This is a genomic window from Ferruginibacter albus (assembly GCF_020042285.1).
Taxonomy (GTDB): Bacteria; Bacteroidota; Bacteroidia; order Chitinophagales; family Chitinophagaceae; genus Ferruginibacter; species Ferruginibacter albus.
Genome location: NZ_CP083388.1, coordinates 2,609,064 through 2,633,246, shown reverse-complemented (window position 1 = coordinate 2,633,246; position 24,183 = coordinate 2,609,064). Strand labels below are relative to the sequence as shown.

Here is a 24,183-nt window from a genome sequence, read left to right as displayed (position 1 = left end):
TCGGTTGTGTTTTTTTATATCTTTTTGATATAATGACTCTTTGAGGCTATAGTTCGTTATTTTTATTGCAACGATTATATCCCCAAGATCATCTTCATTTAGATGCCATATGCGTACCTCTGTCAACTGTTGCTATTGTATAAACGATTATACGCTGTCCATATTTATCCTTTGCATTATAACCTTGAAATTTTTTTCAATTATTAACTATTTATATGAATAGAAATTTACGTTGCTATGCTGCTGACCCTGTTGGCGCCCATTCTAATTTGTTATCAAGAAATACAATGATTATGAATAATGATTTGCTAGCCGTGAAGAACGGTATTAGTAAAAAAATTATCCTTTTGGGGGTAATTTTATTTACTTTTTCTGCTGGATTTGCACAAAGATTTGCTGTTGCGAGTGGTAACTGGGATGCTACAAGCACTTGGTCTACGACTGCTGGTGGTTCATCTGGAGCGTCTGTGCCTACAGCAAGTGATAATGTTACAATACCAGGTAATTTTACAGTAGCTGTAAGAACTTCTTCAGGTAATGCAACATGTAATAGTCTTACGATTCAAAGTGGAGGAACTTTGACAATGGGTGAATCCGGTAACACGACAGCTCGTACTTTAGTTGTATCTGGTAACATACAGGTAAATACTGGTGGAACTTTTACCTGCCAAGGCAACAATGCTGTAACTCACAACTTAAATGTTGCAGGAGACTTCACAAATAATGGTACAGTTAATTTTGTAGTAAGTTCTAATAGACTTGTGAATGTGACTTTCAATAAATCTGGGACACAAACACTTTCTGGAACACCTACATCAAACGTATTTAATGGTATTACTATAGGATCAGGTACTACCGTAAATTGCACTAGTGATTTAACTTTAAACGGAGTGCTTACCAACAATGCTACTGGTACAAGTATATTTAATGCAACTGCCGGTACAATTACTTTAGCATCAACCGCATGGAGTGTTACTAATAATGCTTCAGGCATTTTTAATACTTCTCTTAATCTTAATAATGCTACAGTTACAGGTACAGGTACAAATAAAAATACACTTAAATTCATTTTTGCTGTCTCAGGAACTCTGACAATCAATTCAGGAGTTACATTTGATTGTGTAGGTAGTAACGATTCAACTAGCACAGGAAATATCATACTTAATAAAAATGGCGCAGGTATTAATAACTTAAATACTTCAGCTAGTACAACAATTTTGGGCAGGTTAACAGTACTTTGCCCAAATGCTACGGATGTAGTTAGTTTATCAGGTTATGGTTACACTAATCCTATAAATATTGGAGGTAGTAATCAGCGAGGAGCTTTGTATTTAACTAAAGGGATACTTAAATTGACCTCTAATTATATTTCATTTCCTAAATATACCTATGTTTATAAAACTTCAGGAGACTTAGCCAGTAGTGGAGACGGAGCTGGAGTCGGGGATGTTGATGCTGACGGAGGTACGATTTTTTATAACCCGAATTCGGGTTCAGATATAAATTTAAAAGGAGGACCAACTCTTAATAATTTTATATCATTAAGTACTGATGGAAATGGGCCTATAAATTTTGGAAATGTAGGTAATGCAAGATTCAATGGAATATTTTCTATTATTAATGGTAATTCTGCTGCCATTACTTACACAAGTGGAAGCGCGGCATCTAATGGTCCAAAATGGGGACCTAATTCAACTCTTTACTATAAAGGTGATGCAAATACAACACATACCACTAGCGTAGTGGGAAGTCTATGGTTTGCTACTTCGGGTACTACAATTGGAAGTACTATTGGCTATCCGAACAATGTAACATTTATAAATGCAGGTGGTCCATATACTATTTCACAAAGTGTGCCTTTAAATGGAGTCTTAACTTGCGGAGATGGTTCAACAGCTAGCAGTATTACTATTTCAGGAGGAACAGCTCCTTTTACTTGTGGAGGCCTTAACATTCAAACCAGTTCTACCTTAATAGCTCCTTCGGGTAATATGATAGTTAAAGGAGATTTTACGAATTTTAATACGTTTACAAATAGTGGTGGTACTGTTACTTTTGGAGGATCCTCTCAACAAAACATCGGTATTGCTGCTGTCACTACTAACATTACTACAGTTAATGGATCTCCCTTTGCAACTGTGGCTTCTGCAAGTGGATTAGTAGTAGGAGAGGGCAACCCTACAGCGGTTACCGGAATTGCTGCAAATACTCGTATTCTGGCCATTAATGGCACTACAATTTATTTGTCTGCAAATGCTACTGCTTCTGGAACTGTATCAATAACTTTTTCAAAAACTAATGGCACACACGCATTTAATAATTTAACAATTAGTAATACAGCATACGTAAAATTAAAAACACCAACATCCGTGGCTGGTGTTCTTGCATTACCTACGTCAGGTTCTTCCGGTATTATTGAAACAGATAATACAAATCTTTTAAGTGTTACTAACACTGGTACAGGCGCTATAACTGGAGGTTATACTTCAGGATATATTAACGGACCTGTAAAATGGACTTCAAATACTACAAACGGTGCTCAATATGCATTCCCTGTAGGTTCAGGAACAACAAATTATTTACCTTTAGTTTTAACTAAGAATACCACAACTGCTACTAATGTAACAATTTCAGCCTCTACAGGAACTTTTAGCAGTGCAACTTTTAACGCTCCCTTAGATTCTTTAAGCAAAACAGAACATTGGAGATTAATTGCAGATCAGGTTTTAACTGGAAGTACTGTTTCTTTAAATAGAACAGCTGCAATGGGCAATCTAAATAAAATTGGAGAAAGTACCGACACAACAGGATCTGGTTCTTATTCGTCAATCGGAGGTACGGGCACAGGTCCAATAATTTCTGGAGATATTGGAAGTGGTAAAGTACTTGATTTTCAATTAGCTAAAATCACACCTTGTGCTGGTCCAACAACCGGTACAATTACTGCAAGTGCAGCTGCAAATTCTTGTAATGGAGGGTCATTAGTAACATTATCTGCCCCTAGTCTGGCAGATGGTACGTATGATATAACATATACTGTTACCGGAACTAATTCAGTAGGTTCTACTTCTGTAACCAGTCTTGTTTTTAGTTCACACAGCGCTTCTTTCACTACATCTAATTTAACAAGTGCCGGTTCAGCTAATGTAGTTAATATAACAGGTATAGCTTTACATAGTACACCCACCTGTATTACTACTTTAAGTGTGGCTAGTCCAAGTTTTTCTACTAATCAGGGTCCAACAGTTGCAGGCATAACTGCAGCTGCAACTTCAGTTTGTGCTGGTACAGGATCCGTAGTTACGGTGAGCGGTTCAACATTAGCAGATGGTGCTTATACTATCAGCTATAATGTAAGCGGTACTAACACGGTTAGTTCTACAACAGCTACAATGACCGTTTCAGGAGGAACCAAGTCAGGTACATTTACAACAAGTGCATTAAGTGTTGCGGGCGCAGCGAATGTGGTTAATATAACAGGAATCGCGTTAACAGCTTCTTCTGCTTGTATTACTACTGTATCTGCAAGCTCAGCTAGTTTTACTACTAATTCAGGTCCTAGCGTTAACAGTACAACAAGCATTACCCCTTTAATGGCGTATGATTTTACAGGATATACGGGAGGTTCGGCAACCAGTCCAAGTACAGGAAGCATTGGTTCTAATAATATTATACCTAATAGTACCGGGTTAACTGCGACTACAGATAGATTTGGGACTTCAAATGCAGCTGTATCGAGTTTTAGTGCTTCTACTAATTACATGTGGAGTAATGCTGCGTTTTCAAGCAGTCCTACTACTTTTAGTATTTCCGGCTGGTTTAAAACCAGTGTAGGCGGATTTATGATGGGTATATTAGCTGGACAGTCTGGTGATCCGGGTTCACACGACCATAATATTTGGATGGATGATAATGGGCACGTTGTATTTGGTATATGGACTGGTAGTGCTACTGTTGTTGCCTCACCGGGAACATATAAAGACAATGCATGGCATCATGTAGTAGCTACTATTGGTACTGGTAATGTTCTAAGGCTATATATGGATGGATCTTTAGTATCTACTTATACAGCTACATCCAGTGGAGATGGTATAAGTGGAAGATGGCTTAGAATTGGTTACAACACTAACCTTTGGATAGGCGGCTACACTTCCGGAAGCGGAGGTAGCTTTGCAGGATCTTCACTTTCTGGACCTACTAATAAATTTTGGTCAGGCTCAGTAGATGGTGTGAACGTATATGGTTCAGAGTTAAGTCAGTCTGATGTTACTATTTTATATACTAGTGGAATTCCTGCTATTTCAGCAGCTACTGCTTGTGTGGGTAGTGGTTCAACAGTAACTGTTTCTTCCAGTGCTTTAACTACAGGAACTTATACTGTAACATATAATGTAAGTGGTACAAATACTGTTTCATCTACTACTGCAAGTATGAGTTTTACAGCGGGCAGCCCCGGTACAGGAACATTTACTACATCTAATTTAAGTACTGCCGGATCGTCAAATGTTGTTAATGTTACAGCTATATCAAATGCTTCGGGATGTAGCACTTCGGTAGTGCCTACAGCAAGTTCTGCTAATTTTACAACATCTGCCGTATCTGCTACTCCTACTATTAATTCGCCAATTAATGCAAATGTTGCTGCTACCATTACAGGTACAAATACAGATGCAAACAGCGCAACAATACAAGTGTTTAAAAATGGAACTACTTCACTCGGTACAACCAGTACAGTAGCTACCGGTGGCACATGGACTTTAAGTAATGCAAATGTTTCAACAGGTGATATTATTACAGCCGTTGCAACAGCAACCGGTAAATGTGCCAGTGCTGCATCTTCTTCTGTAACAGTACAGGCTCCAGTAGCAGGTCCTCCAACAGTAGTTACAACAGCGGCAACAAGTATTGATTCAACACATGCTACTTTAAATGCAAACGTTGGTGCAAATGGGTTTGATGTAAACGGGGTTTCTTTTGACTACGGTACTACCACAGGTTATGGTACTAATGTTAACGGAACAACTTCTCCTGCAACAATAACAACCAATGGTACATCTGCAGCAACAATATCGGGATTAACACCTAATACTTTGTATCACTACCGTGGTAATGCCAGCAATTCTTCCGGCACTACTAACAGTACTACAGATATTACTTTTGTTACATTACCTGATGCTCCTGTTGTAGGTTCTCCTTCTTCAGCTACTGCTACAGGGTTTACGGCTAACTGGACTGCACCTAGTCCTGCAGGTAATCAAACATATACTTATACGGTAGAAGCTTCTACCAGCAATACATTTAGTTCTATTGCTGCAACACAAAGCAGTATTGCATCAGGAACTTTAACTTATACATTTAGTACTTTATCCGGGGCAACTACTTATTATTATCGTGTAAAAGCGGTAAATGCAACCGGCAGCTCAGTTGCTTCAGCAACCAGCAGCGCAGTTACTACTACATTTACAGCAAGCACAACACCATGTAGCACTAGTGGTACAGGTGCAAGCGGTTCTCCTGCAATTATTGCGGATGCTCCTTATGGTGGTCCAACCATTGATGGAACAGAAGATGCCATCTGGTCTAAAACACCTGCTTATAGTGTTAACAGGTGGATCAGCGATGGAAGTTCCAGCAATATCCAGGCAGGTACTACATGGCAGGCAATGTATGATTCTACTAACTTTTATCTATTGGTAAAAGTAAAAGATGCCAATCCAAGAACAACTACTAATGGTTGTAGCGATGGAAACAACTGGCAATTTGATGCCGTTGAAGTTTACCTGGCAGTAAGTGGAAACTCAACCAGCCATCAAACCAGGTTTAACCTTGGTTGTGGCGGAGGTGCTGTATCCGGTACTAACACCTGGACTTCAGGAGTGGTTTGGGCAATCCCTCAAGTTACCGGCGGCTATAATTTAGAACTTAAAATTCCTTGGGCAACTATTGGACAAAGTACGCCTACCAGTGGAACTATTGTTCGTTTTGATCTTAATATAGATGATAACCAAAACCCGACCACTCAAGGTAGAACGGTACAATATGCATGGTCTCCAACAGCGGCAGGAGATGAATATCAAAGTCCTGGAGAGTATGGATACGTTCAATTAGGTGTTTGTCCTTCACCAACATTATCAACACCAACAGTTGCTAATATTACCGATGTTTCAGCAGACCTTGGATCTACAGTAACAGCCGTTAACGGAGGTTTCTTATCTGCAGGTGCATCCGGTACAGTATATCGTACAACTACAGGTGTAACAACAGAAAATGCATTGGGAGGAATCACTCCAACGCAAGGAACACCATTTACTCAAACAAGAACAGGATTAAGTCCTCAAACACAATATTTCTATAAAGCTTTTGCGACAAGAAATAACTTTGGAGTATCGCTTACAGGAACATCTTCTGAAGGTAGCTTCTACACGTTATCTACTTCTCCAACAACTTTACCATCATTTACAAGTGCAACCGGTTGTGCAAAAGCAATTCTTAATTGGAATGCAGCAACCTTCCCTGCATCCGGAGCTACTACAAAAGGATATGTTCTATTAAGAGCAGTAAGTCCTACAGTTCCAAGCTTAAGCAATGCAGATGGAGCTCCATTGGTTGCAGGTACAGGAACAACTATTATCGACTCGACAATAACATCAGCTGCTACTACTAACGGACCGGGCGGCGATGCTACTGTTACGGCTGGCAATACGTATAATTATGTGTTAGTTCCGTTTACATGGGACGGCACACATGCAGCTACCCGTAACTACTTAACAGGTATGACAGCACAATCGGTAACAATAAGTGCTACAAGTGTGGGCGGTACAGCAGCTACTACTACAAGTGCCATATGTGCAGGAAGTACTGCTACATTAACTTTATCCAATAATACAGGAGCTATACAATGGCAACAATCTTCTGATAACAGTACCTGGACGAATGTAACAGGTGGAAGTGGTGCAACAACATCCAGTTATACAACAGCCGCACTTACTGCAGGTTTATATTATAGAGCAGCTGTTACCAGCGGATCTTGTAGTGTTGCCAATTCAAACTCAGTTTTGATAACAGTTAGTCAATCAAGTACAGCTTCCGGAATAGACTGGACTTCAGGAACCAATGATAATACAACAGGATTAGGACCATGGGTTCTTAATAGCGGTGCAACTTCCGGCTTCTTTACAGCTTCGGTAGCATCGGCCGGTAGCCCATTTGCTTCTCCATTTATTGATCAAGCAAGTAATTCATGGGGTATCTATGCTTATAATGGCGATGTAGCTTCTGCATCAAGATCATTAACTTCATTTGCAACAGGTAATTCCATTACCTTCTCAATGCAAAATGGATATGTTACATCAGGAGGAACTAATGCTGTAGGGTTTAGCTTATGGAATGCTTCCAGTGCATCCTTAATGGAGTTTTATTATAACGGTGGTTATATTATCAATGATGCTTCCGGAGCAAATGCAACTACGGGTATCAGTGATTCGCATACAGGATTAACTGTTACCATCGCTTATACAGCTTCTAACTCTTATGCTATTTCAGTTACAGCACAAGGAAGCAGTACTGTATTATTCCACAAAACAGGTACATTTATCAGTACAGGAAATCAAACACCTGCATCCGTTCGTTTCTTCAACGGTAATTCCGGAAGTTGCGGTGGCGGTAACTGTAATAATATTTACCTTAATAGTCTTTCTTTAAACAATCCAATAATATACGTACAGCCTTCTACGGCTGCACAACCAATATGTGTTTCAACTACCGGCGCTTTAAGCGTTTCAGCAGCAGGAACAAATCTTTCTTATCAATGGTATAGTAATACTACAGCCTCAAATGTTGGCGGAAGTTCAGTGGGTGGAGCAACATCTCCATCTTATGCACCTCCATCACCAACACCGGGAACTACTGTTTATTACTATTGTGTAGTAAGTGGTAATTGCTCAGCAACTACTACAAGTGATGTTTCAGGAGCAATTACTTCATTAGCAACTCCTGCTACTCCGGGTACTATTACGGGTGCAGCAATACAATGCTCAGGTACAACAAATCAGACATATAGTATTTCAAGCGTAACAGATGCAAGTACTTATACATGGACAGTGCCTACCGGATGGTCTATTCAAACAGGTCAAGGAAGCGCTTCTATAACAGTAACTGCAGGAACATTTGGACAGAATGGTAATATAACAGTAACTGCAGGAAATACTTGTGGAACAAGTTCTGCACAAAGTACTGCGGTAAGTGTGGCGAATCCATCTGTGGCTCCAACCGGCTTAAACGTAACTAGCGCATCAATTTGTAGCGGAACCACCTCTACATTAACACAAACCGGTGGAAGCTTAGGTACAGGAGCTTATTGGCAATGGTACACTGATGCAGGATTTACAACTCCTATAGGTACTTCTCTTACATCAAGCGATGCCAGCTTACAGGTAACTCCGGCTTCAACTACTACTTATTATTTAAGATCAGAAGGTAATACAGGAACTTGTGCGAATAATGTAGCAGCTGCAGGAAGTGTTACGATTACAGTAACTCCACATCCTGTAGCAAATATAGGCAGCGGTGATGCTTCTATTTGTAGTTCAGGTAACTATCCATTTACAGCTACAGCCTCTGATTATAGTGCATTCGTATGGACAACAACCGGTGATGGAGCATTTGCAGATAATAATACATTATCGGCTACATATACACCCGCCGGAAGAGATTTTGCAATCGGAAAAGATACGATCTCTTTAATTGCTGTTGCGCTTAGTGGAATTTGTCCTAATGATACCAGCTCAATGGTACTTTCTATTAATGCTGCTGAGTGGACAGGCTTAGGCGGATCGGGTGATTGGAATGATCCTTCTAACTGGAGTGCTTGTGGCACGCCAGATGCAACGGCTAATGCAAACATTGTAATTCCTAATAATGACGGAGATAATTATCCAGTATTACCAAGCTTTGGTGGAACCTTTAATAATGTAACATTAGGAAGCAGGGCTACTATCGATATCGGAACATTCTTCCCGCCTTCCTTTAATAATACGCTTACTATAAATGGTAATTTAACCGGAGATGGTAGCATTATCGGCAATACTACAGCAACACTTGTGTTAGGTGGTACTGCAAGTAATCTTAAATTTACTTCAGGTTCTGAAATATTGTTAAGCTTACAATTAAAAACCGGAGCTACGGCTACGCTTGCTTCTCTTTTGAATATAGATGCAGGGTATGACAATGCACATCCGGGAACATTGAGTGTAGACACGAATGCTGTCTTTAATACAGGTGATGGACTTACTTTAGTGTCTAATGATTTTAATACAGCTCAGGTTACCCCTGTTGGTCCAAGTGGCGCAATCAATGGTAGAGTAACGCTTCAACGTTTCTTGAGAAGTTCTGATAATGATCCTTATGTTGATCCTAATGGTAATATTTACATTGATCCACAAGCAAAACGTGCATGGCGTTTGTTAACTGCTCCATTCAAAAACACGGATGTACAAACTATTTACCAGTCATGGCAGGAAAACGGGTTGGTGTATGAAGATGGAGATGCATCTACTCATGGAAAAGGAACTCTTATTACGGGACCTGGTGGCTCCAATGGATTGGAACCAGGTGTTAACTCAAATTATTCAATGAAAGTGTTCAACTATTCTACTCAAAAACTGGAAAATGTAGCCAATACTAATGTGGCGATTTCTCAGGGTAGCAATGGTGGTTCAGCAGAAAATACCGGTTACTTTATCTTTATCCGCGGTGACAGAAATCCGGAAACTGTAAGAAATCCAAATGGTGGAGGTGTTCCGGTAAATGTAACTACATTAAGTGCAAAAGGCGTATTGCAAACAGGACCACAGGTATTCCCGTTGATCGCATCCGGTGGAATTACATCTCAGAAATATACGTTGGTTGGTAATCCTTATGCATCACCGATCGATCTGAATAAAGTGTCTTTCAGTGGTTATGGATTAGGTAATATTGATGTATATACATGGGATCCTTCTATTGGTGATGTGGGTGCTTATGTATTATTGGAAAATGAAAATCAAGGAGCAGGCTTCCAGACAAATGCTCAAGGTCACCAAAATAGTTATATCCAATCTTCACAAGCATTCTTTGTATTGGGAAGCACTAACTCACCTTCATTAACTATTGATGAAGATGCTAAAGTGGGCGCAACAGATAATAATAATAATTTGGTGTTCCGTCCAACAGGAGTACCATTAAATCCATGGATGATCGCAAGATTGTATAATGTAAATAATGATAATTCGGTAAACAGTATCGATTACAATCAAACATACTTTAATAATGCTTACAGCATGGATGCTGTATTAGGAGAAGATGCACCTAAACTGGCAAATATTGGTGAGACCTTCTCAGTAATACGTGGCGGTACTTCTTTATTCTCTGACAGAAGACCGGTATTGCGTAGCATGGATACAGTGTTCTTTAAGTTGCTTCGTACAAAAACACAACAGAAATATCAATTGCGTTTCTTTGATAGTATTCCAGGCACTAATTTAGAAGCCTGGTTGAAAGACAACTATACAAAAGATTCAATGTTGATATCATTGACCGATTCTTCATCTATATACAGCTTTACCAGTGCAGGGGTTGACGGTAGCGGAGCTAATCTTGATTCAGTTCGTTTCACCATCTTGTTCCGTCCACAAGGCGTTAATCCTGTAACCTTTACCAATGTAAAAGCACAATGGATGGGTAACAGCAACGTATCTGTTCAATGGAATGTAGCCAATCAATTAAATATCAATAAGTATGAAGTAGAAAGATCAACAGATGGTAAAACATTTACTGCTGTTGGTGACGTAAATGCTGTAAACGGAACATTGGTGTATAATCTTATGGATGATAATGCTGCAGCCGGTACAATCAAGTATCGTATAAAGAGCATTAGCACTAATGGCGAGGTGTTGTACAGTCAAATAGTAACAGCTACTATTGAAGCATCGGCACCTGCGGTTACTATCATTACCAATCCTGTTGTAGGAAGTACTATTGAATTGAAGTTTAATAACATGCCTACCGGCAAATATGTACTTCGTTTAATGGACAATTTGGGAAGAACGATCTTATCGAAAGAGATCAGCCATTCTATCGCCAGTCCAACAGAAACGCTTCCTATTTACCAGGTGGCAAAAGGTGTATATCATTTAGATGTATTTGGAACGGGTAACTATCAAAACAGTATAAAAGTTATTCGTTAATTAAGAATTGTAGTTTACAGTGAATCTGATGATAAAATAAAACAATAGCCTGCCCTGAATAAATCAGGGGCAGGCTTTTTTAATTTAATCGTCGATTTAAATAGTTGATAAAAGAAAGCGGGTTAAGAATCTGTAGATTACTTCCCCCTTAACCTGCAAAAATTAAGTGTGCCTTTTAGGCACACTTTTAAAATAAATTAGTAGCTTAAATTGTATATCTTATCATTCATATAAACAAATCAAACTAAAAATTGCCAAATGAAAAATTTAACTCTTACAGCTCTCTTTCTTTGTGCATTTACAATTTCGGGATTTTCACAAGTAGGTATTGGAACAGCATCCCCTAACGCTTCCAGTATTCTTGATCTAACTGCAACTGATAAAGCGTTTATGCCGCCCCGTTTAACTACGGCTCAACGTAATGGTATTGCTACACCTGCATCAGGTATGATGATCTTTAATACCGATTCTACCTGTATTGAAATATATCGCGGCTCAAGCTGGTTTAACATTTGTACAGGAAAAAGCTCAACCGGCGGGGGCGGTGGATTGCCTCCTATAGATGGTTTCACCAGTTCAGGCCAAGTTGCTTCTTCCAATTTGATCGCCAATTGGCCATTTGATGCAGACGCTAAAGAATCTGTATCTTCTGTAAATGCCTCTACTACAACAGGAGTAACTTATGCCAGTGCAGGAAAGATCGGCAACTGTGCTACATTCAGCAATGGTTATTTATTATATCCTACCATTCCGAATATCAATTTAGATACAGCACTTCAAAGCTATTCAATTAGCATGTGGGTGAATCTTGCACCCGGTAATGCCGGCGTTTTAAGATCTTTATTCCAGGTTACAGGAAACAGGTTCCCGGATATCTGGGGACAAGTAGCATTTGAACTTGTAAACAATGGGGTTGTGGGTGATACATTGCCTTTGCAGGTAAGACAAGTTCAGGTAGATGGAACAAGCCCTTATGTGCATAATCAAACTCGTGGGGCTAATTTCGGTGGCAGCACTAATAAATGGACATTTATTACGCAAACCTATGACGGAACAGGTTCTAATCAAACAATGAAAATTTTTGCTAATGGTGTTATGATCGATTCTGCGCAACTGACAACGGTTGACAAAAGTTTATCAAGCACTCAAAAAACATTTAGAGTAATCCCAACAGGAGGTTCTCCTACGCCTACACCTACCAATAAAGTTTACATAGGTACATTAGCATTTAATGATAGAGGTAACAATGCCGGCGATGGATACGGAAATTTTGCACCAACATGGTCTAGCGGAGGTTATTCATGGGCTGCAGAAAGTATTACAGGACAAATTGATGATATTCGTTTGTTCAATAAAGCCCTTACTAAACAACAGATAAGCGATCTTTATCAATTGGGCAATCAAGGTCGTTAGTCCTGGATAAAATATCAATACTGATATAATAACAAATGGTCATCTTATGCAGATGATCATTTGTTGTTATTTATAGATAACTATGAAAAAAAGCTTACTGATCTTAGTATTACAAGTAGCGTGCATAACCATCTTCGCACAAGTGCCTGCCTATGTACCTGCAGCCGGTCTCATTGCTTATTATCCTTTTGATGGAAATGCAAACGATGTAAGCGGTAATAATAATAATGGGGTTGTTAATGGAGCAACATTAACCACAGATAGAAATAGTGCACTTAATAAAGCTTACTATTTTTCTTCAGCATCCTGCGGAACTTACATAGGTGCTACCATCAATACAACTCCGGTAAATACCAACAACGCCATGTCTCTTTCTTTTTGGGTGATGAAAGTGGGTGACGGATGTTTGGGACCAAGAGTGATGGAGTTTGGAAGCTGCTCTACTTGTGCAGGCCAGATATTAATTACATGGGCAAATGGTTCGGGTACAATGACGTTGAGACATTATTTGGATGCAACTACGCCGATCAGTTACAATTATAATAATCTATCAGTTAATACATGGTATCATATTGTTTATACGAATGATGGAACATCGGCAAAATTTTATTTGAATGGTACTCTTATGAATACCACTACATCACCGGTGGCGTTGCAATTATTAGGCAATGCAGGTTTTGGAAGAATGAATCATCCTCAATATGATGCGTTTAACGGGAGCCTCGATGATATTGGGGTCTGGAGCAGGGCATTAACTCCTTGCGAAGTGCAGGCTCTATATACTTCTACCGTTTCGTCATTTTCTATTAATCCTTTTTCCGATACTACATTAAAATGCAGTAATACTGTATTGGACGCAGGCCCAGGTTATAGTAGTTACAAATGGTCAACAGGCGCTACGGGTAGAACTATAACGCCCACGCAAAAAGGAAAATATAAAGTAACGGTAACGAATAGTAGCGGGTGTGAAGCATCAGACAGCACATATCTTCAATCAATAATAATGCAGAGTGATACCAGTTTATGCCCGGGAAAATCACTCACGCTTTCATCTACTATCACAGGCGATCCGGGAACAAAAACATTAGTGGATTCATTTACATTAGATGTGACGCAGGCATTTTCACGCCAGATCAATGTAACAACACCCGGGTTTACATATACAATGGTGGTATCAGGAATAATGGCAGACCATTGCGATGATTTTAATAGTGCAGATGCTGCTTTCTATATTAACCGGCCGCCGCAGAATAATAATCCTTATGCTAAATGGACATTTGATGGAGGTACTACCAAACGCCCGGATGCAGACACGTATAACCCTTCTCACAGTTACGTATATACGCTGACGCAGGGAACGCATACTATAGGGTTTATTGATAACCCTTATACCGATAACTGCGGCGGACTTAAATTCGAAATTTATGCAGAAACCGCACCGGTGATAGTCAGCTATAAATGGTCAACAGGCGCAACAACATCTTCTATAAATGTTTCGCCCACTATACCCGTAACTTATTACAAGCTTTCTGTTACGAAGGATGGAAATACCTGTACTGATAGTGTAAAAGTGTCAATAATATCAGTAGATACTACTGTAACTGTTGACGGTACGCCTGCTATTTGTAAGGATGGGGGAAATGTTGTAATGCATGCGGGCGTTGCTGATTCTTATCAATGGTTTTTTAATAACAGCGTAATTGCAGGAGCAATAAGTAAAGATTATACTGCAACTCAAACCGGTAATTACAATGTTCAAAGCACAAGCGGTGGTTGCAGTGCCACAAGTAAAATCATTGCTGTTACAATTCTTCCACAGCCAATAGCAGGGTTTACTGTTAATAATGCTGTACAGTGTTTAAGCAATAATAGTTTTGTATTTACAGATACTTCAAAAATAATAAGTGGAACATTGACAAGAATATGGGATGCTGGTGATGGACAAAATATATTTAATACAAGTCCTGTTAACCATACTTATAATACAGCTACTACTTACACGGTTAAATTAATTGTAGTTAGCGATAAAGGTTGTAAAGACAGTGCGCTACAAAATATAACCGTTACTACAACGCCTGTTACCCCAACCATAAGTGCAAGCGGACCTACCTCTATTTGTGAAGGAACGGCTCTTGTTTTATCTTCTGATGCAGTTACCGGCAATCAATGGTATAAAGATGGGGCTATAATGAATAATGCAACTCAAGCAACGCTTACGGTTGCTGCATCCGGAACATATACGGTTATTGCGGGAGCCGGCACTTGCCTGAGCCAGCCGAGCAATGCTATTATTGCAACAATTAATCCTGTTCCGCCACAACCTGTTGTTACTCCCGGAGGTTCAGTAGCAATTTGTCAAAACATTGTATTGACCTCTGACGTTGCAAATGGGGATCAATGGTATAAAGATGGTATACTTATTAATGGCGCAACTGCTCAAGCATTTACTGCAACCGCAACAGGAACATATACCGTAATTGCAACTAATAATAATTGCTCAAGTACTCCGTCTCAACAAGTAATTGTTACTCTTAAGCAAACAGCGGCAACGCCTGTTATTTCAACAACAGATCCGGTTTCTTTTTGTGGTACGGGTTCGGTGTTGATCACATCCACTTCATCAATAGGCAATCAATGGTATGATGCATCTGTTCCGATTGCAGGTGCAACAGCACAAACTTTTACAGCTTCTGCGTCGGGCTCTTATTCTGTTACAACAACTGATGGGAATAATTGTCCAAGCTCATCCAGTAATATCATCGATGTAAACATAACACTACCGGTAAAGGACATACGCTATCCAACTGTAAATACTTACATTAACACGCCGGTTAATTTAGAGTCCCGAACTTTCGGGAATACTTATTCATGGTCGCCCGTAACAGGTTTAAATGATCCGGCTGTTATTGCTCCGGTTTTTAATTCAGATCTGACTACAGATTTTGTCATAACTATTACAAGTGCCGGAGGATGCGTCACACACGATTCTCTTTTAGTAAAACCGTTTACAGTAAAAGGTATAATAATGCCCACCGCTTTTTCGCCAAACGGCGATGGGTTAAATGATCTGTTGCGGCCTACTTTAATAGATATGCAGCAATTGAATTTTCTGCGTATCTATAATAAATGGGGGCAATTGATCTTTGAAACCTCTGATGCTGCGAAAGGATGGGATGGAACTTATCAAGGACAATCGCAGCCATTGGGAAGTTATGTATGGATGGCGCAGGGAATAAATAAAAATGGAGAGATCATAAATGAAAAAGGACAGGTTGTATTGGTAAGATAGAAAATATATGTATAGATAAAATAAAAGATCCTGCAATTTGCAGGATCTTTTATTTACTTATGAAATAATTGCGTTAGGAATTTAATAAACCCGGAAATTAGTTCGACACTTTTATAAGCTTCTTAGTTATACTTTTATCCTCTGCCTGTATTATTAAGAAATAAACTCCATTAGCGAAAGCAGACATGTTTGTTTGTATGTTAAGCGTTTCTCCTGCAGTTGCTTTCTTTTCTTTAAATATTATTTTTCCATTAGCATCAACCAATGTAAGCATTACTGCTTCTGTGGTTGGCGGAACTGTTACAATCGTTGATAAATTATCTCTTACAGGATTCGGGTAGATCACTGCATCAAATTCATTGGTAACCAAAGCACGTGCAGCCGCAGGACTAACCGTGAGCTGTATCGTATCTCTGCCGACAGCACCGCTGTTATCCGTAACCATTAGCATGAATTTATAAACACCTACCACTAAATTAACAGCAGTGGCAACAGCTGAGGTTGAATTGTTGATCGTTCCATTTGCAGGTCCTGATATTTTAGTCCATTGATAACTTGAAATAGTTCCATCGCTATCATTGCCGCTACCGGTAAGTGTAACAGAGTTTAACGGTAGAACAACCTGCAAAGCAGAAGAACCTGACACAATAATATTTTTTATGGATACCGTTCTGCTGTAGGTCATGTTTGCAACTGCAGCATACACATACATTCTTATTGAATATTTATGTCCTGCAGGTAATAACTGAGCTAAATTGTTAAAAGTAATATTGGTAACAGTTCCACTTGCAGCAGTTTGCGGAGTTCCAAAAGGAACCCAGGAGCCTAAACTGTCTTTTTGATATGCAAGACCAACGATGTTATTACCACTGGCGCCTGATGTTCTTGCAGTAAAGGAAATGGTATTAATGGTAAAGTCAACTCCTGTATTGGTTTGCAGTGGCAGATCAATATTATATCCGGCAGTAGCTATCTGCGGCCATTTTAAGTCTGAAGCAATTGAACATTTATATCCATCAGATGATGAATGTGTGCCGGGGTTTGCGAAATTTAAACCGGGCACCATAGTATTGGCTTTGATCAAGCCTGAAGAAGTAGCTGTTTTATCAGTAGTCAATACCCAGGTTAACGTGTTATGTCCTCCGGCATTTGCTACAGGCGCTTTATTAGGAATGTTGGAAATTACTGTAATAGTAAGCGTATCCTTTCCGGTTGCACCTTTATTATCTGTTACAGTAAATGAAAGCTTATAAACGCCCACTGTTAAACCTGTAATAGTGGTATTTGCAAGAGTGCTATTGGTAATTGCACCTGAAGATGGGCCTGATATCTTAGCCCATGCATAAGAAGCGATCGTTCCGTCAACATCTGTTCCGGTACCTGCTATTGCTGTGCTGTTTGTTGGTAAAGTAATGTTGATATCCTCACTTACACGGGCAACCGGAGCCACATTGGGCTTGGTTGCTGCAGGAGCGCTTACCGTTACCTGGATAGAATCTTTGCTTACAGCTCCTTTGTTATCTGTAACTGTCAACGAGAATAAATAAGTACCAGCAATTAAATTAGTAACGGAAGCAGTTGCAGAGGTAGCATTAGCAATTGTTACTGTAGAAGCGCCACTTACTTCACTCCATTGATAAGAAGCGATAGTTCCATCTGCATCAGTAGCTATTCCTTGCAGTGATAAAGAATTTGCCGGTAATACAATACCGGTATCATTACCTGCATTAATCAATGGTGGTGCATTTACGGTTATTTGTACTGTATCGGTTGAAGAAGCTCCGCTATTGTCCGTTGCCGTTAGCGCAAACTTATAAATACCGGATGAAAGGTTTGTAACCGATGTGCTTGCTGCGGAAGAATTTGAGATAGTACCTGTAGGTCCGCTTGCTTTTGTCCATTTATAAGCAGTAATGCTTCCATCAACATCACTCGCACTTCCTGATAAGGTAACTGTGGATAGAGGTAAGCTTATTAATTGGTCTGCACCTGCATTTACGATAGGCGCAGTGTTAGCTGTTATTTGAACGGTATCTACATCAATTGCATTTTGATTGTCTTTTACTGTTAGTGTGAATTTGTAAACGCCTGCAGTAAGATTTGTAATAGAGGTAGTTGCTGCTGCAGGAGATACAATTGTAGGAGAGGATGGACCAGATATCTTAGCCCATGCATAAGAAGCGATCGTTCCATCCGCGTCTGTTGCTGTTCCGGTTATTGTAACTGATGTGATGGGCAAAGTAATTATTTTATCAGAGCCTGCATTAGCAATGGGAGCAATGTTTGCTGCTAATACAATTACTTGTACAGTGTCTTTTCCGGTAGCGCCATTATTATCTGTAACAGTTAAAACAAATAGATAGGTTCCTTGAACCAAACTTGTGATAGTAGTAGTTGCAGCAGATACGCTTGTAATAGCAGCTGTACCGCCGCTTAATTTGGTCCATGCATAAGAAGCGATGGTGCCATCTGCATCTGTAGCAGATCCGCTTAATGTTACAGTTGAAACAGGCAGTTGAATAGTTTGATCAGTACCTGCTTTAGCAACAGGAGTGATGTTTGCTGCTTTTACAATTACCTGTATAGTATCTTTTCCTGTTGCACCTTGATTGTCTGTAACAGTTAAAACAAATAGATAGGTTCCTTGAACCAAGCTTGTGATAGTTGTGGTTGCAGAAGATGCGCTTGTAATAGTAGCTGTACCGCCGCTTAATTTGGTCCATGCATAAGAAGCAATGGAGCCATCTGCATCCATACCGCTTCCTGTTAATGTTACAGTAGAAACAGGCAGTTGAATGGTTTGATCAGTGCCTGCATTTGCAACCGGAGCTTTATTCACTGCAGCAGCATTTACAATTATTTGTATAGTATCTTTTCCCGTTGCACCTTGATTGTCTGTAACAGTTAAAACAAATTGGTAGGTTCCCTGAACCAAGCTTGTGATAGTAGTAGTTGCAGCCGATGAGCTTGTAATAGTAGCCGTACCGCCGCTTAATTTACTCCATGCATAAGAAGCGATGGTGCCATCTGCATCTGTACCACTTCCTGTTAAGGTTACAGTAGAAGTAGGTAATTGAATAGTTTGATCAGTACCTGCTTTAGCAATAGGAGAGATGTTTGCTGCTTTTACAATTATTTGTATAGTATCTTTTCCTGTTGCGCCATTATTATCTGTAACGGTTAAAACAAATTGATAGGTCCCTTGAACCAAGCTTGTGATAGTTGTGGTTGCAGAAGATGCGCTTGTAATAGTAGCTGTACCGCCGCTTAATTTGGTCCATGCATAAGAAGCAATAGTTCCATCTGTATCTGTTCCGCTTCCTGTTAAGGCTACAGTAGCTGTTGGTAATTGAATGGTTTGATCAGTGCCTGCATTTGCAACCGGAGCTTTATTCACTGCAGCAGCATTTACAATTATTTGTATAGTATCTTTTCCTGTAGCGCTATTATTATCTGTAACAGTTAAAACAAATAGATAGGTCCCTTGTACCAAACCTGTAACAGTTGTTGTAGCAGCCGATGAGCTTGTAATAGTAGCCGTACTGCCGCTTAATTTACTCCATGCATAAGAAGCAATAGTTCCATCTGCATCTGTACCACTTCCTGTTAAGGTTACAGTAGAAGTAGGTAATTGAATAGTTTGATCAGTACCGGCTTTAGCAACAGGAGAGATGTTTGCTGCTTTTACAATTATTTGTATAGTATCTTTTCCTGTTGCACCTTGATTGTCTGTAACAGTTAAAACAAATTGGTAGGTTCCCTGAACCAAGCTTGTGATAGTTGTGGTTGCAGCCGATGCACTTGTAATAGTAGCTGTACCGCCGCTTAATTTACTCCATGCATAAGAAGCAATAGTTCCATCTGCATCTGTACCACTTCCTGTTAAGGTTAGAGTAGAAGTAGGTAATTGAATAGTTTGATCAGTACCTGCTTTAGCAACAGGAGTGATGTTTGCTGATTTTACAATTACCTGTATAGTATCTTTTCCTGTTGCACCTTGATTGTCTGTAACAGTTAAAACAAATTGGTAGGTTCCTTGAACCAAACTTGTGATGGTAGTAGTTGCAGCCGATGCACTTGTAATAGTAGCTGTACCGCCGCTTAATTTACTCCATGCATAAGAAGCAATGGTGCCATCTGCATCTGTACCGCTTCCTGTTAAGGTTACAGTAGAAGTAGGTAATTGAATAGTTTGATCAGTACCGGCTTTAGCAACAGGCGCAACATTTGCTGATTTTACAATTACCTGTATAGTGTCTTTTCCTGTTGCACCTTGATTGTCTGTAACAGTTAAAACAAATTGGTAGGTTCCTTGAACCAAGCTTGTAACAGTTGTTGTAGTAGCAGATGCGCTTGTAATAGCAGCCGTACCGCCGCTTAATTTGGTCCATGCATAAGAAGCAATAGTTCCATCTGCATCCGTACCGCTTCCTGTTAATGTTACAGTAGAAGTAGGTAATTGAATGGTTTGATCGCTACCCGTATTTGCAACCGGAGCTTTATTCACTGCAGCAGCATTTACAATTATTTGTATGGTGTCTTTTCCTGTTGCACCTTGATTGTCTGTAACAGTCAAAACAAATTGGTAGGTTCCTTGAACCAAGCTTGTGATAGTTGTTGTAGCAGCCGATGCGCTTGTAATAGTAGCTGTACCGCCGCTTAATTTGGTCCATGCATAAGAAGCGATGGTACCATCTGCATCCGTACCGCTTCCTGTTAAGGTTACAGTAGAAGTAGGTAATTGAATAGTTTGATCAGTCCCGGCTTTAGCAACAGGCGCAACATTCGCTGCTTTTACAATTACTTGAACTGTGTCTGTTGTAATCGCACTTTGATTATCTGTAGCAGTTAAAACAAATTGATACGTTCCTTGTACTAATCCGGTAACAGTCGTAGAGGTAGCAGTAGGGCTTGTAATAGTCGCAGCCCCGCCGCTTATTTTACTCCATGCATAAGAAGCAATGGTGCCATCTGCATCTGTAGCAGATCCGCTTAATGTTACAGTAGAAGTAGGTAATTGAATAGTTTGATCAGTTCCTGCATTTACTGTAGGAGCTTTATTAGTACTTGCATTGGCTATAAAAAAAGAAGGAAAACCGGTTAATGCAACTGTTTGTGTAGCAGCAGTAGCTGCGCCTGTTGAACTAAAATCCCATTCTTTGCGTGTTCCTGAAAATGAAAAGGGGAAAGTATAAACAGCAGCAGCCACTTCACTTAGATCTGTAAATGTTTTAGCCCAAAGACAATACACATAATTTCCATCGTCACCTTTAAAAGCTGCACCTCTTACATTTGCCGGTAAATTTAACTGAGCTGTTTTGGCTGCATCATATTTTTTACCGTACAAAAGATTCGACATGGTTTTAAATGCATAGAATTCAGGATTTTTCGGTGCATTGTCTACTGTTGTAGTTGCCGGGGTAAGATCGCCATACAAACCACATTTATTAAATACACTGCTGGCATCTGCACCTTCACCTAAACTATATTTATATAGCTGGTCAATGCCGTTCATCTGTGCCATTATATTAGACTTCAGCACATAATTTATAGCCGCATCGTTGCTTCCCCAATCAGAACCTACCACCTGTCTTGCCACGTCTGTTTCAGTAACAATAAATCTTTTTGAAGGATAGGTTGAATTGTTATAGCCGTATTTGCCTAATGTGTAATCAATTTGTTTTTTATACCCTATTAAAACATCTGCCAATGTATCGGAATACCTTCTGTACAATGTACAGCCGCAGGCATTGCTCCAATAATTTAAATTATAAAAAGGATAAGCATGATACGATAATACATCAAAGTAAGCACCCCCTTTTAAAGGATAATCGGATGTCACACTTCCATCAACAGGGTTGTCTGTATTTCTTAAAATAGCATCCACAAAAGAAGGATAACCAACACCACCGGTACAAACATATTCATTGGGCTGCAGCTTTTTTATTACTTCCCATGAGATTCTTAGCAAGCGTATATAATAGAACATGGGAGCTTTTAAATTATTCAATTCATTGGCTGTTGGGTTCACATGCCACCAGCTGGTTGAATAAGAAGAGTCCTGCCATGCATTCGCTGTTCCTGAAAAATCAGGTTCATTAATGATCTCCCAGAATTTAACGTAAGGACCATAAGTGTTTACTGCCTTATAAACATAATTCGCAAAAGTGTTAGCAGTATCAATCGAACCGTCTGCATTCCAGATCGGCTTGTATAAACCTCTCCATAGCCAGCTTCTTGTATCGCTTCCCGGGTAAGTAGCAGTATCCCTGTTAGATGGATCAGCACCACCTAAAAAAGCCGTAAGGTCTTTCATGCCCAACGATTGGTAATATTGAAATGCAGGAATTCTGAATGTAGGACTGGGTGTAACAAAATAATCAGGAATAGATGGACGTAAGGAGCGTGAGCCAGAGTTGTAGGCAAGCTGTCCAAGGTTTTGATCGGAGAGTTGATTTCCGTAGAATCCTAAATTATTACCGTAAGCATATGAGCCCGTATAGGTAACAACCGAACTAAAATCGTTTGCCGTTTTTTGTGCGTAAGATAAAGGCACAACGGCTAGCATTAAAAAAAGGGTCAAGAGGTTTTTCATCACTGGCATTTTAAAACTTGTCAAACGCAGTCTTTGCGACACGTCATCTTTTTAACAAAAAAATTTTGAACTGCTTATACTGGAATTTTTTATAGCCATAGAAAATATTGTCTTGCTTTAAAACAAATATGTTCTAAACTATTTGCCTGCTTTTACACAATTAAAATTGTATGTAGCAAGGATCGATGTCGTAACATTGAAAAAAACAAAATCGACAAAGGTGTTTTTTTATAGGGAGGAAAATGGTATAAATTAGCGATGTTGTGTTTGGCAAGAATCAGGCCAACTCTAAAGAAATGTGGAGAAGTGAAACGGTAAGCGTGTTAAGGAATTGCGAAGCAAATTTTAAGTTGCTGGAAATCACTTGACTACTCTGCGTTTTGCAAATTTTCAAAATTTATTTTTGAGTTTTCAACACGTTGTGAATAATAGATGCCCGAGTGCCCGCTGCAATAATAAGCGGTAAAACAAGCGATGGCATAATACAAAATATATTCTCCGCCGAATAATTCTACGCCCATAATAGTACAGGCAAGGGGCGTATTGGTAGCGCCGGCAAATACAGCAATAAAGCCTAATCCGGCAAATAGATCAATCGGTGCGCCCGTTACTATTGCTATGGCGTTTCCTAAGGCAGCGCCAATAAAAAACAGGGGCGTTACTTCTCCTCCTTTAAATCCCATACCGATCGTAATGGCAGTAAACAGCAATTTTAAAAACCAACTATAGCAGGGAAGACTTGTATGGAAAGCAGCAACGATACTTGCACCATTTGTTGGATTGGTAACACCTAAACCTAAATAATCTTTTGTGCCAATTAAAAAAGTAAGCGCAATGATGATAGAGCCTCCGATAAAAGGTATCAGCCATTTTGTTTTGATATATTGATTGCTGGTTCGTTTTATGCTGTGTGTGAGCAATGAAAAAAGATAGCCAGCTAAACCAAAGCAAACTGCAGCTCCAATTACTTTTACCAATAACCAAACATCAAAAGGAATAAAAGAAAAATGAAGCGAGCTGTCTTTAAATAAAATATGGTAAACAGTATGCTGAATATTCCATGCTTTGCAAGTGATGTCTGCAACGATGGCAGCAATTAAACAAGGCAGTAAAGCAATGTATCTTATTCTGCCGATGGTTAAAACTTCCAGTGCAAAGATCGCTCCTGTTACCGGTGTGCCGAATACTGCTCCAAAACCTGCAGACATGCCTGTCATTAATAATATTCTCAGGTCTCCATTTTTAAGTTTGATCAGTCTGCCAAAGAAACCGGCAATACTTCCTCCCATTTGTACAGCAGTGCCTTCCCGACCCGCAGAGCCGCCAAATAAATGTGTAATTAAGGTAGTGAATAAGATAAGAGGAGTCATGCGGGCAGGAACACCGCCACCGGGTTCATGAATTTCATCTATGACCAGATTATTTCCTGCTTCTGCATTTTTGCCCAGGTATTTGTATATGAAATAAATGAGAACGCCCGCTAATGGCAATAAAAACAGTAGCCATCCATGCTGCCATCTTAACTGTGTTACTTTATCTAACAGGAATAAAAACAAAGCAACCAGCGAACCAATGATGATCGCAACGGGAGTCGACAATAAAGTCCATCTTACAAGATGAGATACAACAGGGAAAAATTCAGAAGAAAATTTGTTTTTTTTCAT

General features: G+C 39.6%; 5 protein-coding genes. 3 read left to right on the top strand and 2 right to left on the bottom strand.

The window, feature by feature from the left end:
- Positions 1–215 precede the first annotated feature (215 nt).
- From K9M53_RS11445 to K9M53_RS11435, 3 genes are all read left to right on the top strand, one after another.
- Positions 216–11,222: a beta strand repeat-containing protein gene (locus K9M53_RS11445; RefSeq protein WP_224014968.1), complete on the top strand. Its 11,007-nt coding sequence runs from the start codon at positions 216–218 to the stop codon at positions 11,220–11,222.
- A gap of 258 nt (positions 11,223–11,480) precedes the next feature.
- Entirely contained in the window at positions 11,481–12,635 is a 1,155-nt protein-coding gene (locus K9M53_RS11440; RefSeq protein ID WP_224014966.1) for a LamG domain-containing protein, read from the top strand.
- An 82-nt stretch (positions 12,636–12,717) separates the two neighbouring features.
- Positions 12,718–15,924, top strand: coding sequence for a LamG-like jellyroll fold domain-containing protein (locus tag K9M53_RS11435; RefSeq protein WP_224014964.1), 3,207 nt, complete (start codon positions 12,718–12,720; stop codon positions 15,922–15,924).
- A gap of 97 nt (positions 15,925–16,021) precedes the next feature.
- Here K9M53_RS11435 and K9M53_RS11430 read toward each other — a convergent pair whose 3' ends face one another.
- Both K9M53_RS11430 and K9M53_RS11425 read right to left on the bottom strand, forming a co-directional pair.
- Positions 16,022–22,519, bottom strand: coding sequence for a T9SS type A sorting domain-containing protein (locus K9M53_RS11430; protein WP_224014962.1), 6,498 nt, complete (start codon positions 22,517–22,519; stop codon positions 16,022–16,024).
- Between the two features lie 368 nt (positions 22,520–22,887).
- Positions 22,888–24,183, bottom strand: coding sequence for a voltage-gated chloride channel family protein (locus K9M53_RS11425; RefSeq protein WP_224014960.1), 1,296 nt, complete (start codon positions 24,181–24,183; stop codon positions 22,888–22,890).